The following is a 16987-nucleotide window of genomic DNA, read 5'->3' as shown; positions in this document are numbered from 1 at the left end:
GAATGTATTCATCGAAACTATTCCCTTGGGAGGTTTATGCTATGAAGGAAGAACACAAAATCTTGTTTACGCCAATGAAAATCGGCAAGCTGGAGCTTAAGAACCGATTTGTTATGGCCCCGATGGGCCCTGGAGGTTTGTGCGATGCGGATGGTTCTTTTAATGAGCGCGGGGTCGAATATTATGTGGAACGGGCCAAAGGCGGAACCGGGCTGCTAATTACCGGCGTTACCATGGTAGAGAATGAGATCGAGAAATGCGCCTTGCCTTCCATGCCCTGTCCTACCTTGAATCCTCTCCATTTTATCACTACGGGAAAAATGATGACCGAGCGGGTTCACGCCTATGGGTCCAAAATCTTCCTGCAGCTGTCCGCAGGCTTCGGACGCGTAAGCATCCCTTCTATCGTAGGCAGAACAGCCGTCGCGCCTTCCCCAATCCCTCATCGCTGGTTGAACGATGTAACCTGCCGCGAGCTGACGGTTGAAGAAATCCATACGTATATCCGAAAGTTCGCTGAATCGGCAGCCATTGCAAAAAAAGCGGGCTTCGACGGCATTGAAATCCATGCTGTTCATGAAGGTTATTTATTGGACCAGTTCGCCATCTCCTTCTTTAACCAACGGACGGACGAATATGGAGGCAGCCTTGAGAACCGTTTGCGGTTTGCTACCGAGATTGTTCAGGCTATCAAAGCGGAATGCGGCCAGGACTATCCGGTTTCTCTCCGGTACAGCATTAAGAGCTTTATCAAGGATTGGCGCCAAGGCGGCTTGCCTGGGGAAGAATTTAGCGAACAGGGCCGGGACATTGAAGAAGGCATCGAGGCCGCCAAAATCCTGGAAGCCGCCGGCTACGATGCCTTTAACGGGGATGTCGGTTCTTACGACTCCTGGTACTGGGCGCATCCTCCAATGTACCAAGAGAAAGGATTGTATTTGCCATATAATGAAATTCTCAAAAATATCCTCAAGGTTCCGGTGATCACAGCGGGCAGAATGGAAAATCCGGACACGGCCAGCGAAGCGATCCGCAAAGGACAAACCGACATGATCGCCCTTGGCCGACCGCTACTGGCGGACTCCGAAATACCGAATAAAATCAAGACGGAGCAAATGGACCGCATACGCCCATGCCTCTCCTGTCAGGAAGGCTGCATGGGACGGCTGCAAACCTTCGCCGCCATCTCCTGTGCGGTTAATCCCGCCTGCGGAAGAGAGAAAGAGTACGGAGTCGATAAGGCAAATGCCAAGAAAAAGGTGTTCATCATCGGCGGCGGTCCGGCCGGGTGTGAAGCTGCCCGGGTTGCCGCGCTCCGCGGCCATGAGGTTGCCCTGTACGAGAAGAACAACCGGCTTGGCGGCAATCTGATTCCGGGAGGAACGCCCGATTTTAAAGAAGATGATCATTTGCTCGCTGCCTGGTATGAGACAGAGCTTAACGATTTGAATGTCGATATTCATCTCAACAGTGAGATTACGAAGCAGTCTGTCCTGGACAGCCAATCCGATGTTGTAATCTTTGCGACTGGCTCGACCCCTCGCGTATTTAACATTGGGGAGTCCAAAAAAGTCTTTACTGCGGAGGATGTGCTGCTGGGCCAGCAAGATCCCGGCGATTCCACGATTATCGTAGGCGGCGGCCTTGTCGGATGCGAAACCGCGCTCTGGCTTGTTGACCAAGGAAAGCAAGTGACGCTTGTAGAAATGCAAGATGATATTTTATCCGTTGGCGGACCTCTCTGTCATGCCAATGAGGATATGCTCCGTGACCTGGTGAAATTCAAAAATATCCGGCTGCTGACTGACACGATAATCTCGGGCAAGGACGAGCATGGATTTGTTCTGAAAAATAAGAGCGGCGAAGAATCCGTTGTGGAAGCAGACTCCGTGATCCTGGCAATCGGGTATACTCCTCAGAAATCATTGTATGATGAACTCCAGAATGAACTTTCGGAAACGTATCTTCTAGGGGATGCCAAGCAGGTACAGAATATTATGTATGCGGTTTGGGATGCCTATGAGGTGGTTAGAAACGTATAGTAGCTGCACAGCTGTTGAAGAAGAGACCTGCCGGGCGGCAGGTCTCTTCTTCGGGTATAGGAGGAGAATGATTCCAGATAACGCACAGACCCTTCGGCATACAGTACAGCCATAGCCAGCGAGCTTTTACCGGAGCCGGATATACCGCATATTACATTTCCCGTAGTACCAACCCTTCGTCCATGAAGTTGTTCGTTGTGTTATTGCATCGCTCAAACCGAGCTGACAATAAAATGACACAGCAGCCTTCAGAAAGACTACAGTTTCATTTGCGCCATGACGGATTAAAATTGCTTGGCTGTCTCTCTGGCTTTGACAATAGCCTCTTGCTTGATAGCCTCGGCTTGATCGGGCATTTCTGCCATTCCCTCAATGAAAATACTTTGAATATCTGCAACCCCTATAAACTGCATAATTGTCCGTATATAACTGGCCCCGCATTCCAGGAATGCAGCCGGACCCTCCGAATATACTCCGCCGCTTGCCTGGATGTGAAGTGCTTTTTTGCCGGCCAGAAGACCGACAGGTCCTGTCTCTGTGTAGCGGTATGTCTTCCCCGGAATAACCAGACAGTTCGTGTAATTCAGCAAAACATGAGGGATTGTCAGATTCCACATTGGAGAAACGAAGATATACTTATCCGCTTCAATGAACTGGTCGCATAGCTTATCAATATATGCAAGTTTGTCCCGCTCTGCATCAGACAGCAATTGCTCAAACGGCGTATTGGAGTTAGCTTGTCTCCATTGAAAAAGCTTATATCTAGCATTCAGAATGTCAGCATCTACTGCCGGAACATCCAGCTGAAACAAGTCGAGATGGATGACTTCCTCCTCCGGATGTGCTTCGCGATAGGTGTCAATAAACTCCTTGCCGACAGCTAAACTGTAGGAAGAGTTTGGATCAAGCGGGTGAGCCGTAATGTAGAGTACTTTCTTCAAGATAATGCCTCCTGGTTTCTATTTGTCTTGCACTAAAAAGTGTATTTTGGGTCACTTTTTATGTCCCAATAATACAAACAGGCTCCTGACAGCTGTGTGTCAGGAGCCTGTTTGTATCTTTTGAAATTACTTTTTCTTGTTGATAGAATGATTCAGGTTCAACTCATCCATCAGCTCACTATCTACTGAATCGATATTATGAATATTGAGCCACAATCCCGGACAGCTCCTCGAACCGCTCATCAGATAATTCCTCAGTCCCAAGCTCATAAGCTCTGCCCAGTAAAGCATACTTCACCGAGCCGTATCTGTGATATTTCAACAGCTCATGGCGGATGCCGCCCAGGCTGGCGATGAATTCGGCGATCTGGGCGATGTCCTCCGCTGAGTCATTGAAGCCGGGAATGACCGGAGTACGGACGACAATAGCGCTTCGTTCGAACGAATGGCTAAGGCGCTCCAGGTTGTCCTTGATCCGGCGCGGAGATACTCCCGTAAACCGAATATGCGCCTGCTCATTCAGCGATTTCAGGTCATAATGAATCATATCCAGATGGGGCAGCAATCTGGCGAGATGGCTCCAGGCCGAGTACCCGCAGGTTTCAATCGCGGTGTGGATTCGCCGCCGCTTCGCCCCGGCAAGCAGCGCTTCGGCGAACTCGATCTGAGCCGTAACCTCTCCTCCGCTTAACGTCAAGCCGCCTCCGGATCTTGCGTAGAACATGCTGTCCTGCTCCGCAATCTTCAGCACTTCTTCAACCGTCATTAACCGACCATATACATCGAGGGCTTTGGACGGGCATACGGCAGTGCAGTCCACACATCCCTGTACACAGTCACCACGGTTAATGATTATTTCCCCGCCGGCATCGACTGAGATCGCTCCCCGGCCGCATACCGGAAGACAGAATCCGCATTCCGCAATGCCGATGCATTTGCTTGCATCAAAGTACATTTCCTTGGCGGAGGTCCAGGACTCGGGATTGCTGCACCATTTGCAGCGCAGAGGACAGCCCTTCATGAATACAACGGTGCGAATGCCCGGCCCGTCATGCAGGGAATATCTTTGAATATTGAAGATGCTGCCTTGAACCGGCTGATGTTCCATTCCCATTCTCCATTCTAGCTCTTCCCTGCCTGTATTCCAGCACTATATCGCCGTATGCTCGGTTCTCATGATCAGATCATTCTGCAAATCTTCGGACAAATCTGTGAAATAGGCACTGTATCCGGCAATCCGCACGAGCAGGTTTCTGTACTTGTCAGGCTCCCGCTGCGCATCCAGAAGCGTCTGCTTGTTGATAATATTGAACTGCAAATGCCACAGGCGCAGATCGCTCCATGTCCGGATAAAAGATACGAGCTTCAGCGTCCCATCTTCTCCGGCGATGACGGAAGGCGTAAGCTTTAGGTTAAGCAATCTCGCAGCTCTTTCCCGGTAGTTGTAGTTCTTGGAGTAGTAGTTGGAGAGCAGGACGGCCGTCGGTCCGTTAATGTCCGCGCCATGCGAAGCAGAGGAGCCGTCTGCGAGAGGAGTATAGGCCTTTCTGCCATTGGGCGTCGCTGCGACGACCTTGCCGAAAGGAACATGTGAAGTAAAAGGAACATAGCGCAGGTCAAGATTGACCCCAAGCTGCTTGGAATATTGCCGTGTGAATTTCAGAGCCTCTTCATCCAATTCCTTGGCAATGGAGTCGGCGTAATCATCATTGTTGCCGTAGCTTGGCGCATGTGCCAGCAGCTGGCGGATCGCTTCATAGCCTTCAAAATCATGGTCGAGAGCTTCGATCAGCTGGGCCATCGAAATCCGCTTGTCCTCGAATACCACCTTTTTAATCGCCGCCAGCGAATCGATCACCGTGCCGTAACCGATGAATTCAAAATAACCAAGATCGATTCCGCCCTCGATATGTGGGGAGTGGATATCTTTATAGTTTTGCAGGCACAGCTTGTGCATGGAGGTGCTTAACGGGGCGGCAAAATGCTCGCTGCGCAGCCGGATAATCGCATGCTGCTGGATGAAGGCATTCTTCAGGAAGTATTTCTGCTGGGCTTTATAGGCATCAAAGAACTGTTCCCACGATCCGAAGCTAACCGGATCACCGGTTTCAAGGCCAAGCGTCTCTCCGGGATAGCGCAGCATCTGCCCGTTCCGCAGCGTCATTTCTACGGCAGCGGCAAAATTGATATAGGCACAGGGGCTGGTGTACGTATCACGGTTTGGCATCCGGCATTCCGCACAGCCCGATACCGCGTAGTCGTAGGCCTCCTCGAAGGTTGCCCCTTTGGCCAACAGCAGCGGGACGACTTCTTCATCATTAATCAGCTTCGGAAAACCCGAGCCTTCCTTGATTGTCTCCGCAACCTCATACAGGTAACGCTCAGGTGATCTCGTGTGAATCCGTGCCGCCAAATCAGGATAGTTAAGCGGGAATTCCCGTTTGGACTGGAGCATCAGGTAAGTCAACTCATTGGTCGCGTCCAGTCCGCCCGGAGTCTGTCCGCCGATCGTTACCGCCTCCCAGTGGGCGTACCCTTCGTTGAATGCCCCGCCAGTCGGTGAAATGTACAGATCCAGAAACTGCGCCATTGCATTCCACACACATTCCAGCAGCTCGATCACTTCCTGATCGGTTATACGTCCAAGCTGGATATCCTGTTGATAGAATGGATACAGGTACTGGTCCATTCTTCCGTTCGAAATAACTGTACCTGTCTTCTGTTCCAGTCTGGAGAACATCTGGACGAACCATTGGGATTGCACGGCTTCATGGAAACTCCGGGGCGGGTGCTCCGGCACACGCGCGCTGATCTCGGCGATTTTCCGCAGCTCGGCCTGACGGACGGGATTCTTCTCTTTATCAGCCAGCTCCGCAGCCAGTCTGGAATGACGGTTCGCCCACAGCACAATAGCGTCAGATACATTCACAATAGCCCGCAGGAAAGGCAGCTTCTCCATATTGTCCACAGGGCTGTACGGATCAAGCTGCTCGATCTCTCTCAAAGCTTCTTCCTTGATGCCCTTATAGCCGATGCGGAGCACCTTCTCATAATCATGCACCCATTGGATGGATGAACGGAACGATGCGGTTTCATTGACGATAAATCTGGATTTCAGCGGGTCCTCCGGATCATAGGTCACTTTCAGCGTCTCTGCGGGCAGTGCCTTGGCAAGCGCCTCATGAAAGGTTTTGCCTTTCCAGTACGGTGAAATCTCATTCACAATAATCGCGGAATCCTCTTCTGTGAGATCAAAGGGCGATTGGCCACGGCTCGGCAAATCCTTGATCACCGTATCCAGGTAGTCGCCGTCCAGTTCCGGATACAGGATGCCGTATCTTCCCGGATATCCACCTCTTCCCGCTATCAGCTGATCCTTGTCAATATAGACGGTGATGTGCCGGGCAGTATGAAGCAGCGCCTTGGACCATCTCAGAATCAGAGCTTCACCTTCCGTCTGCCTGAAGGATTCGGTAAATAAGCGCGCCCGCTCCACATCAATTTTGGGCCGCTGATTCTGAAAGGAATGGAGAATGCGGCTCGCTCTTTCATGCCCGGGAACTGTCCGATCCTCGGGTGGGTGAATAAGCCTTTGTTCCTGCACTGACAATACCGATTGAACCGTCATAAAATCACTCCCAACTAAATCCTAACTATTCCAGTAGGATTTTGTTAAATTATGCGTATCATCGTAAAGCGGCCAAGTTTATTTTGTCAAGGAAAAAATCAGCGCCAAACACGCATTACAGCTTCCTTCTGCGGGTCAGATTGATCCGAAAAGCATAATTGTCTGCGCGGTAAATGCTTTTTTCATATTCGAGCGGATTGCCGTCATGATCCAGCACCAGGCGTTTGGATAGCAGGGCGCAGCTTGGTTCGGCAGTCATGCCCAGCAATTTCTTCTCTTCCGCAGCCGGAATAATGGCCCCTATCGTCTGGCTCGCTTCCCACAGATTCAGTCCCAGCTCCGTTTCCAGCACGTCGTAGGTCGACACGTTGGTTAAATCCAGCAGAGCCAGCTTCTCGCCGATCTCCAGCGGATAATACTGGGTTTCCAGCACAACAGGCGTATCATTCGCCAGCCGCAGACGAATGGTCTCATAGAGCTGTGGCACCCCGAATATTTTAGCCGCATCCTGCGGAGCTTCTACAATCCCCTGCTTCAGCACCTTGATATCGGGCGTAAGCCCGCGCTCCCCGATAATATCAAAGAATGTGCTCAAATTGCCCAGCCATTCCTCAATGGGCCGGACAGCCACAAAGGTGCCGAGACCTTGGCGGGACTCAAGCATCCCGTCATCAATCAGCGTTCGGATGGCACGGCGGACGGTCGCCCGGCTAACCGAGTATTTTTCCATAAGCTCATGCTCCGGCGGGATCTTCTCCGTGTATGTGCCTTTAAAAATATCGTTTCGAAGTAAATTTCTTACTTGTAAATGTAAAGGTATCGAATTGCTTCTGTCGAGCATTGGCACATACCTTCCTTTCTGTTCGATGATAATTCCAAGTAAGCTGATGCGATTTTATATTATATCATCAACAGGTTGTCCGGACAACCTGTTGACAGTTTCATTTTTTCTGTGTTAATTTATGTAGCAACCAATCCTATATAGCTGATCAGATCGCTGAAGGCTAAGCTGCGCACTCCTATGGAGGCGTAACTTAGCCTTTATTTTTATTTTTGGAGGCCAAGTTATGAAACAGATGTTGTCTAGTGCACCAAGCGCGGCTGAACTGGCAGAACTCCACCGGGAGCACCTGTGGCTGCACCTAACTAATCACAAGCTTTTTGAAACACAAGACCCGCCGATTATGGCCGAGGGAAAAGGCTATATGCTGAAGGATGTGCAGGGAAAGGAGTATGTGGACGGTCTGGCCGGCGGAGTCTGGGTCGTCAATGTGGGACACGGCAGAGAGAGCATCGCAAATGCCGTAAGCGAGCAGATGAAGGTATTGCCATATTACGCCGGTTCAATGGCCACCCCGCCTTATATCAAGCTGGCCGCCAAGCTCGCCTCTCTGCTGCCTTCGCTGCCGAAAGTCTATATCTCGAACAGCGGTTCAGAAGCTAATGAGAAGGCGTTCAAGATGGTCAGACAATATTTTTCCGCAAAATCTCCCGGCAAGAAGAAATACAAGATCATTTACCGGAACAGGGATTATCATGGCACTACTCTGGCGGCACTGGCAAGCAGCGGGCAGCAGGAGCGCAAGATTGATTTTGGTCCGCTGCCGGAAGGATTCGCGGAAATCCCGCACGCCCTGTGTTACCGTTGTTCATTTGGAAAAAGCTATCCCGGCTGCAATGTAGATTGCGCACGCGCGCTTGAACAGGTGATTCAGCGTGAGGGGGAAGACTCGGTTGCCGCAGTCATAGTCGAGCCTATTACCGCCGGAGGCGGCATCATTCCCCCGGTTCCGGAGTATTATCCGGTGCTGCAGGAGATTTGCCGGCGTTATGAGGTGCTGCTGATTATGGACGAGGTTGTTACAGGCTTCGGCAGAACGGGAGCTCTGTTCGGGCATCAGCATTACGATGTACAGCCGGATATCATTACCTTGGCTAAAGGTCTGGCAAGCGGCTATATGCCGATTTCGGCTACGGTCGCCCGCCAGGAGATTTTCAACCAATTTAAGGCCGGGCCGGAGGACCCGAACGGGTTCTTCCGGGACATCAGCACCTTTGGGGGCTGCGCAGGCAGTTCGGTGGCGGCACTGGAGAACATCCGGATTATCGAGGAGGAACAGCTCACGGACAACAGCGCGGTTATAGGCCGCTACCTGATGGAGCGTCTGAAGGAACTTGAAGATCTCCCCATTGTCGGCGACGTCCGGGGGCAAGGCCTGCTGGCCGGTGTGGAACTGGTGGCGGATAAAAGCTCCAAGGCACCGCTGCAAGAGAACCGGCTGGCCCAAATTGTTGCGCATGCCCGAGATGAGGGCGTAATTATCGGCCGAATGACGCGCAGTGTGCCAGGCTATAACAATGTGATCTATATGGCGCCTCCTCTCATCATCGACAAGCAGGGAATCGACAAGATCGTCGATGCGCTGCGGAATGCGCTCCGCAGACAGTTATAGGTAGCGGCATTACCGGGGAAAGTTCCAGCGGGGCCCGCAAAATCATTCAGCACACCTTTAAACCAAGTATTCCAATATACAAAAACAAATTTGAGGAGGTCTCTATGTGAACATATTCTGGTTTATTCCGACTTATGGAGATGGCCGATATTTGGGAACAGAAACCGGAAGCAGAGCGACAACACCCGGGTATTACCGGCAAATCGCCACTGCTGCCGACGAGCTAGGTTATGAAGGAGTGCTGATTCCGACAGGAAGGGGCTGTGAGGATGCCTGGATCATTGCATCATCCTTGCTTCCCTTGACAACACGTCTCAAATTTCTGGTCGCTATCCGCCCGGACCTTATGTCCCCCACACTTGCAGCGCGGATGGCCTCGACCTTTGACCGCAGCTCCGGAGGCCGGCTGCTCCTGAACGTGGTCACCGGAGGCGATCCCGAAGAGCTTCAGGCAGACGGTGTATTTCTGAATCATGACGAGCGTTACGAACGTGCGGATGAATTTCTTACGGTCTGGCGGCAGGCCATCCAGCAGCAGGAGGTCACGTTCTCCGGCAAGCACATCCAGGTCAACAAAGCCAAGGTGCTGCAGCCCACGGTCCAGACCCCCTACCCTCCGCTTTATTTTGGAGGCTCATCGGATGCGGCATTGCAGACGGCAGCCAAGCATATCGACGTATACCTCACCTGGGGCGAACCGCCTGAGCAGGTAAAAGCCAAAATCGCAGCCGTCCGGCGGCTCGCGGAGCAGGAAGGCCGGACCGTCCGCTTCGGTATCCGGCTGCATGTGATCGTCCGTGAGACACGGGAGGAAGCGTGGAAAGCGGCGGAACGTCTGATTTCCCATCTGGATGAGGATACGATTGCAGCGGCCCAGCAGGTATTCGCCAAGATGGACTCCGTCGGGCAGCGCAAAATGGCGGAGCTGCATGGCGGCGACCGCTCGAAGCTGGAGGTCAGCCCGGATTTATGGGCCGGTGTCGGCCTTGTCCGCGGGGGCGCCGGCACAGCTCTGGTCGGTGATCCCGAGACGGTGGCCCTCCGGATGCGTGAATATCAGGAGCTTGGCATCGAAACGTTTGTGCTCTCCGGGTATCCACACCTGGAGGAAGCCTACCGCGTTGCAGAGCTGCTCTTCCCGCTGCTGCCGCTTGAACATGCCGCAAGCCGCACGGGCCAGGGTTCCAGCTCCAGAGGAGAAGCCGTTGCGCTCGGGAACTCCGTCATTGCAAGGCCCGGAGGACATTCCGAACCGTTCGGACATTAATTAAGGAGGTAGCTCATGGATTCGCATATTTTGCAAATCAACGGCCTGTACAAAACCTTCGCTGCGCCCCAGGGACAGGTTAAAGCCCTGCATAATATCAATCTGAACGTCAGCGAAGGCGAATTCGTCACGATCATCGGCCCCAGCGGCTGCGGCAAGAGCACCCTGCTCAAGATTATCGCGGGACTGGACAATGCCTACGAAGGCAGCATTTTACTGAACGGGCAGCCCATCCAGGGACCCAGCATAGAGAAGGGATTTATTTTTCAGGAGCCGCGCCTGTTCCCCTGGCTTACAGTGGAGAAAAATATCGCCGGCAATCTTTCCTTGAAAGACCCCAAGATTCGCCGCCGGGTGGAGGAATTGATTGAACTGGTCCGTTTGCAGGGATTTGAGCATTCTTACCCACGTGAGCTATCGGGCGGTATGGCCCAGCGGGTAGCCATTGCCCGTGCGCTCCTGCGGGGTCCCAAGGTGCTGCTGCTGGACGAGCCCTTCGGCGCACTTGATGCGTTCACCCGCTCCCACATGCAGGAGGTGTTGCTCGATATTTGGCAGAAGGACAGAACCACGATGCTGCTCGTCACTCATGACCTGGATGAGGCAGTGTTTCTTGGGGAACGGGTCGTTGTGATGAACGCCCGCCCGGGGCAGATTCAGAGTCTGCAGCACATCCAGCTTCCCCATCCCCGCAAGAAGGCAAGCATCGCCTTTGAGCAATACCGGCGCGGCGTGTTAAACGAGTTCGAGAAAGTGGAAGACTCAAGAATTGCCGATCTTACGGAAGCCTATGAAATATAGAGTTAATCCAAGGAGGAATTATACGATGAAACTATTTAAAAAAAGCAAAACATGGATGGTACTAACTGCCCTGACACTTCTGGTGGCAGGCTGCGGCAGCAATGGAGCATCCAGCTCCGACTCTGCGAATACAACCGCCACCGCCAAGGCCGAAGCCTCCACCCCGGCAGCAAGCGCGGCTCCCTCATCTGCCGCAGCTAAAGATTACGACGGACTGACCTTGACGATCGGCATCCAGCCCGGACCGGGGTCCTACGCACTGGCGCGGAGCAAGGGATGGTTCGAGGAGGAATTCGGCAAGGTGGGCGTTAAGGTGAAATGGGCTGAATTCCAGAGCGGTCCCCCGATGACGGAGGCCATTGCCGCCGGCCGTCTGGATTTCGCAGGTCTTGGCAATCTACCGGTCATCACCGCCCAGGCTGCGGATATCGGCTTCACCGAAATCGCCAATATTATTGACGGCAAGAACAATGTCGCCGTCATTGTGCCCAAGGACAGCACGATCACCAAGATCGAAGACCTTAAAGGCAAGAAGGTAGCCGTCGCCAAGGGCAGCAATGCTTTCAATTTCCTGTACCGCGGTCTGGACAAGGCCGGACTAAAATCTTCCGATCTGGAGATCATTCAGCTGCAGCCAAATGAAGCGCAGCCCGCTTTTGAAACCGGCGGTGTCGATGCTTGGGCTACCTGGGACCCTTACATTACGACGAATGTACTCAGCGGCAAAGCAAAGGTCCTGACCGACGGCGAAGCGCTGGGTGTTCTCTCTCCGTCCTTCCTTATTGCCCGCACGAAGCTTGTCGAAGAGCATCCGGAATTGATCACCACGTACCTGAAAGTGTATGAACAAGCCCGCGTCTGGGAGAACGCACATCTGGATGAGGCGATCAAGACGTATGCCGAGCAATTCCAGGTAGATGCAGCTGTTATCAAGGCGCTTCGCGATCGCGTTACCCCTATTAACCTGCCTATCAGCGACGAAGTCATTGCATCGCAGCAGGCAACAGCGGATTTCCAGCTTAAGGAGAAAACCATTCGCAAACAGATTGATGTATCCAAAGTGGTAAATAACCAGTTTATCGAGCAGGCCATTAAGGATGCTGCCGCAGATCCAAAGTAATGAGGTGAATCCAATGCAGAGCGTCCGGTTGGAAGAAACGGCGGCTGTCCCAGCAGCTGTACGCAAGAAAAAGCGGCACAACAGGCAGAAACAACGGAGGACCATCCTTAAAGGCCTTCTGCTGCCTGTGCTGACGCTTATTGTATGGGAAATTGCCGGAACGGCGGGGCATATCAACCCCACCGTTCTGCCTACTCCCCACTTGATCGTCATAGAATTCTATAATCTTGCCAGGTCAGGGGAGTTGTTTTTTCATCTGCGGTATTCCTTATGGCGTTCGTTCCTCGGCTTTCTGCTGGGAGGCTCCGTTGGACTTGTCCTCGGTCTGTGGTCAGGCTTCACACGGTTTGCGGAGAAACAGCTCGATCCTTCCATCCAGATGCTGCGGACCGTCCCCCACCTGGCTATAACGCCGCTGTTTATTCTCTGGTTCGGTTTCGGAGAATGGTCCAAGATTCTGCTTATAGCGCTTGGCGCTTTTTTTCCGGTTTATGTGAACACTTTTCTGGGAATCCGTTCGGTGGACGCCAAACTGTTCGAGGTAGCGAAAGTGCTTCAATTTAACCGCAGGAGCCTTATTACAAAGCTGATCGTGCCGGCCGCCCTTCCGAATATTCTGCTCGGCATCCGCTTGTCGCTGGGAGCGGCTTGGCTTGGGCTGGTAGTGGCCGAAATGATGGGTTCAAGCGAAGGGGTTGGCTTTCTGATCATGGATGCCCGGTATTTCTCCATCACCTCGCTCGTCTTCGTCGGCATCCTAATCTTTGCCATCGTCGGGAAATTGACGGATTCGCTCGTCAAATTGCTGGAGAAACGACTGCTCCGCTGGCGTGACAGCTATCTGGGGGAAAATTTATGAACATGATTAGAAACAACCGGGAGAAATCGACTCTTTCCGGCAAAGTGCCTGATTCCCTGCAAGCCTGGTTCTTTCCGCTGGCTGTTCTGCTGCTGTGGCAGGCAGCGGGAGCATTCGGGGTGCTGTCTCCTTCTCTTCTGCCAACTCCTCTAGAGATCGGAAGACAATTCATTAAGCTTGCAGAGAGCGGAAGGCTGCTCACACATCTGGAAGCCAGCGTGCTCCGGGCCGCTGCCGGCTTTGCTCTCGGAGGCTCGCTCGCGCTGATCATCGGACTGGCCACCGGACTGTCCAGACATTTGGAAGAACTGCTGGACCCTTCCTTGCAGATGATGCGCACGGTACCGCTGCTGTCCATCATTCCGCTATTCATTCTCTGGTTCGGGGTGGGACAGCTGTCGCAAGTGCTGCTGATCGCGCTGGGTGCCTTTTTCCCTCTGTATGTGAATACCTTTGCCGGTGTTCGCGGTGTGGACCGCAAGCTGTACGAGGTGGCGCAAATTCTGGAATACTCCCGGCTGCAGCAGGTCTTGCGGCTGATTATCCCGTCAGCACTCCCGAACATCTTGCTGGGTATCCGTCTGTCGCTCGGAGTCGCGTGGCTCTGTCTGGTAGTAGCCGAGATGATGGGGGCAAGCTCCGGCATCGGCTATATGATTGCTGAGGCGCGCCAATATTCACAGACCGCCGCCGTATTTGTGGGCATCGGGATCTTCGCGGCGGTCGGCAAGCTGTCCGACTCCCTGGTGCGATTGCTCGAATCAAGGCTGCTGCGTTGGAGAGAAGCCTATAAAGGATAATTTCGCCGATGATTTTCATCAACACATTATTAATTGAAGAAAGGCGGTGCCCCTATGGCATATCCGGAACAAATCTATATTAACGGCACGGTGCTTACTTTTGACCAGGAAGGAACAACCGCAGAAGCAGTAGCGGTGCAAGGAGAACGCATTGCCGCAGTCGGCAGTACGGAGCAACTGCTGCAGCTGGCAGGGCCGGAAACAGCAGTAATCGATCTTCAAGGAAAGACCGTACTGCCCGGCTTCTATGAGGCTCACGGCCATTTCCCGTTAAGCGGGATACTGGAGGTGCAGTCGGCCCCGCTGTGGAGTCCGCCGCGCGGAACGATCCGCAGCATTTCCGATTTGCTAGCCGTCCTGAAGGACAAAGCGGCGAACATTCCAGCCGGAGGATGGGTCACGGGATTTGGCTACGACCCTTCCAAGCTGGCGGAGAATCGGCATCCCAGCCGGTATGAACTGGATCAGGCCTTTCCGGATCACCCCGTCTGGCTGTCCCACAATTCGGCGCATATGGGCGTGGCGAACAGCAAGGCGCTGGCGCTGGCCGGAATTACCAAAGACTCTCCGGCGCCCTCGCACGGCGTTATCCAGCGTGACACGGACGGTGAACTCACGGGCTTGATCCAGGAAAATGGCGCTTTAATCGAAGCCCACATCCCCTCTCTGACCCCGGAGCAGCACGCTGAAGGAATTCGCATCGCCAACGCTGAGTACGTGTCTCAGGGCATTACCTCCGCAATAATCGCGGTTGGCATAGACCCTGAGCCGCTCGTGGATGCCCACAATCGTGGACTGCTGGATCTCCAGCTGATCAGCATTCCGCTCTTCCAGCCGGATTATTCGCCGGAGAAGGTTGAATATAACCGCGGTCCGGTCAAATCGCAAGGGTCGAAGCTGTTCCAGGACGGCTCCATCCAGGGATACACCGGCTGGCTCACCAACCCTTACCACCGGCCGTTCTCCGAAGATGATCCGCTATTCAGAGGATTTCCTTTACAGAAGAGAGAGCAGCTGGCACAGGCTGTATTTGCTGTTCATTCGGCCGGGCGCCAGGTGGTCATTCATGCCAACGGCGATGCGGCTATTGATGATGTGCTGTACGCCATCGGCGAAGCCCAGCGGCGGCTGCCGCGGCCAGACGCCCGCCACAGAATTGAGCATGCCCAGTCTGTTCGCGAGGATCAGCTTGACCGCATTAAGGAACTCGGCATTACCCCTTCGTTCTTCAACGATCATGTCTATTATTTCGGGGATGACCACCGTGATGTCTATCTGGGCGAAGACCGGGCACGCCGGATCAGCCCGCTCCGCTCGGCTGTGGATCGGGGCATCCGTTTCTCGCTGCACAACGATACGCCGATCACGCCGCCTTCTCCCCTGCATCTCGTATCCGTCGCGGTCAACCGGCTGACGGCCAGCGGCCGGGAGCTCGGTCCCGAATACCGGATCACGCCCTATCAGGCACTGCGGGCCATCACCATAGATGCCGCTTGGCAGGCGTTCGAGGAGAAAGACAAAGGCTCCATTGAAGCCGGCAAGCTGGCCGATCTGGTCATTCTGGCGGATAATCCGCTGACCGCCGATCCGCTCAATCTGCATAATATCCCCGTTCTCCAGACGATTATCGGCGGCCGCCAAGTGTATGCACAGGAGGCAGCGGCTTTATCCTCACAACAGTAATTGTAGAGTCCTGCATCAGAAATCAATTCAGAAGGGCGGTGTCCGGATATGGTACAGACTCAGTTTCCTGCTGCCGGAACGGAGAAGAACAAGGTCCTTGAACAGCTGCAAGCCTTGCGTGGAGAGGATGCCAATTGGCGAGATGGCCGCACCTGGAGCCTGGTATACTACGGGGGCGAAGAAATCGCTGATTTGACCAGACAGGCCTATCAGCTATTCTCGCAGGAGAACGGCCTCAACCCCGGGGCCTTTCCTTCCCTGCGCCAGATGGAGACGGAAGTTGTGTCCATGACTGCGGATCTGCTGGGCGGGGGAAGCGGAACGGTTGGAAATATGACCTCAGGGGGGACGGAAAGTATTCTGATGGCTGTCAAAACAGCCAGGGACTACGCCCGGGCCGTTCGTCCGGAAATTCATCAGCCGGAGATGGTCCTTCCTGTTACGGCCCATCCGGCTTTTTCCAAAGCAGCAGCTTATTTCGATATCAAAGCCGTATATGTTCCTCTAACGGAGGAGTATCGGGCAGATGTATCCGTTGCGAGCCGCTTGATTAACGCCAATACGATTCTGCTTGTTGGCTCCGCCCCCGCCTATCCGCATGGCGTCATGGACCCCATTGAAGAATTGGCAGGGATCGCTCTTGAGCATCATATTCCCTTCCACGTGGATGCCTGTCTTGGCGGATTTATGCTGCCGTTCCTGAAAGACATCGGCGAGCCGTTGCCGGACTTCGATTTTCGCGTGCCGGGCGTCACCTCAATGTCTGCCGATCTGCATAAATACGGCTATGCCTCCAAAGGGGCCTCTGTCGTGCTGTACCGTGAGGATGAGTACCGCCAGCACCAGTTCTATGTCCGCAGCGACTGGCCGGGCGGCTTGTTCGCCTCCCCTACTATGGCCGGCACACGGCCGGGCGGGGCAATTGCCTCTGCATGGGCGGTCCTGCATTATCTCGGACGGGATGGCTACAACCGTCTTGCAGACACAACCCTGCAAATTACCCGCAGGCTCCAGGAGGCTCTGATTGCCGTGCCGGGCCTGCATATACTGGGCAATCCTCAAATGAGCGTCTTTGCCATCGGTTCAGAAGAACTCAACCTATATGCGGTTGCAGATGAACTGGAGAGCAGAGGTTGGCATATGGACCGCCAGCATCTGCCGCCAAGCCTGCATTTTATGGTGACGCAAGCGCACCGGAATAGCGTGGATGCATTTATCGATGATCTGCATAAGGCAATTGAGGAGGTAGCAGCCCGTCCCGAGGCCTATGCAGAAGGCTCCACCGCGATGTATGGAATGGTTGGCAGCCTGCCGGACTCAAGCCTGGCTCATGGATTCATGCGTGATTATCTCAGTTCCATGACCCGTAAGAGCTGATTATTTTATCGAGGGA

Annotated in this window: 13 protein-coding genes; 9 read left to right on the top strand and 4 right to left on the bottom strand. The window is 53.7% G+C overall.

What is annotated here, in order from left to right; genetic code table 11:
- Positions 1-41: 41 nt before the first annotated feature.
- Positions 42-2042, top strand: a complete 2001-nt coding sequence (locus KIH86_RS14260) for an oxidoreductase (protein WP_223085438.1) — start codon at positions 42-44, stop codon at positions 2040-2042.
- Positions 2043-2326: 284 nt separating this feature from the next.
- Here KIH86_RS14260 and KIH86_RS14255 read toward each other — a convergent pair whose 3' ends face one another.
- The 4 genes from KIH86_RS14255 to KIH86_RS14240 form a co-directional block, all read right to left on the bottom strand.
- The gene (locus KIH86_RS14255; protein WP_223085439.1) at positions 2327-2983 is read right to left on the bottom strand and encodes an FMN-dependent NADH-azoreductase; all 657 of its coding nucleotides are present in this window, start codon (positions 2981-2983) and stop codon (positions 2327-2329) included.
- Positions 2984-3179: 196 nt separating this feature from the next.
- Positions 3180-4091, bottom strand: a complete 912-nt coding sequence (locus tag KIH86_RS14250) for a glycyl-radical enzyme activating protein (RefSeq protein WP_223085440.1) — start codon at positions 4089-4091, stop codon at positions 3180-3182.
- A 42-nt stretch (positions 4092-4133) separates the two neighbouring features.
- Positions 4134-6611 (bottom strand): (2S)-3-sulfopropanediol dehydratase, encoded by a 2478-nt coding sequence (gene hpsG, locus KIH86_RS14245; protein WP_223085441.1) that lies wholly within the window; start codon positions 6609-6611, stop codon positions 4134-4136.
- Between the two features lie 115 nt (positions 6612-6726).
- Complete coding sequence (locus tag KIH86_RS14240) at positions 6727-7452, bottom strand: GntR family transcriptional regulator (protein WP_223085442.1); 726 nt, start codon at positions 7450-7452, stop codon at positions 6727-6729.
- 226 nt (positions 7453-7678) lie between these two features.
- On the opposite strand from KIH86_RS14240, the gene KIH86_RS14235 reads away from it, so the two are divergent.
- The 8 genes from KIH86_RS14235 to KIH86_RS14200 all read left to right on the top strand — a co-directional run bounded on the left by KIH86_RS14235 (position 7679) and on the right by KIH86_RS14200 (position 16971).
- Positions 7679-9064, top strand: coding sequence for an aminotransferase family protein (locus KIH86_RS14235; protein WP_235775417.1), 1386 nt, complete (start codon positions 7679-7681; stop codon positions 9062-9064).
- A gap of 106 nt (positions 9065-9170) precedes the next feature.
- Positions 9171-10331 carry an FMNH2-dependent alkanesulfonate monooxygenase gene (ssuD, locus tag KIH86_RS14230; protein WP_223085443.1) on the top strand — a complete coding sequence of 387 codons (1161 nt, stop codon included), beginning with the start codon at positions 9171-9173 and terminating at the stop codon, positions 10329-10331.
- A 15-nt stretch (positions 10332-10346) separates the two neighbouring features.
- Entirely contained in the window at positions 10347-11132 is a 786-nt protein-coding gene (locus KIH86_RS14225; RefSeq protein ID WP_223085444.1) for an ABC transporter ATP-binding protein, read from the top strand.
- 25 nt (positions 11133-11157) lie between these two features.
- The gene (locus tag KIH86_RS14220; RefSeq protein ID WP_223085445.1) at positions 11158-12252 is read left to right on the top strand and encodes an aliphatic sulfonate ABC transporter substrate-binding protein; all 1095 of its coding nucleotides are present in this window, start codon (positions 11158-11160) and stop codon (positions 12250-12252) included.
- A gap of 13 nt (positions 12253-12265) precedes the next feature.
- Positions 12266-13111, top strand: coding sequence for an ABC transporter permease (locus tag KIH86_RS14215; protein ID WP_223085446.1), 846 nt, complete (start codon positions 12266-12268; stop codon positions 13109-13111).
- Positions 13112-13113: 2 nt separating this feature from the next.
- Positions 13114-13911, top strand: coding sequence for an ABC transporter permease (locus KIH86_RS14210; RefSeq protein WP_407672282.1), 798 nt, complete (start codon positions 13114-13116; stop codon positions 13909-13911).
- Between the two features lie 54 nt (positions 13912-13965).
- A complete protein-coding gene (locus tag KIH86_RS14205) occupies positions 13966-15594 on the top strand; it encodes an amidohydrolase (protein WP_223085448.1) in 1629 nt (542 codons plus the stop codon).
- A gap of 48 nt (positions 15595-15642) precedes the next feature.
- On the top strand, positions 15643-16971 hold the full coding sequence (locus KIH86_RS14200; RefSeq protein WP_223085449.1) for a pyridoxal phosphate-dependent decarboxylase family protein: 1329 nt from the start codon (positions 15643-15645) through the stop codon (positions 16969-16971).
- Positions 16972-16987 lie beyond the last annotated feature (16 nt).

Origin of the sequence: Paenibacillus sinensis, from assembly GCF_019904155.1 — a bacterium.
GTDB lineage: Bacteria > Bacillota > Bacilli > Paenibacillales > Paenibacillaceae > Paenibacillus_AQ > Paenibacillus_AQ sinensis.
This window is presented reverse-complemented; position numbering and strand designations above follow the sequence as displayed.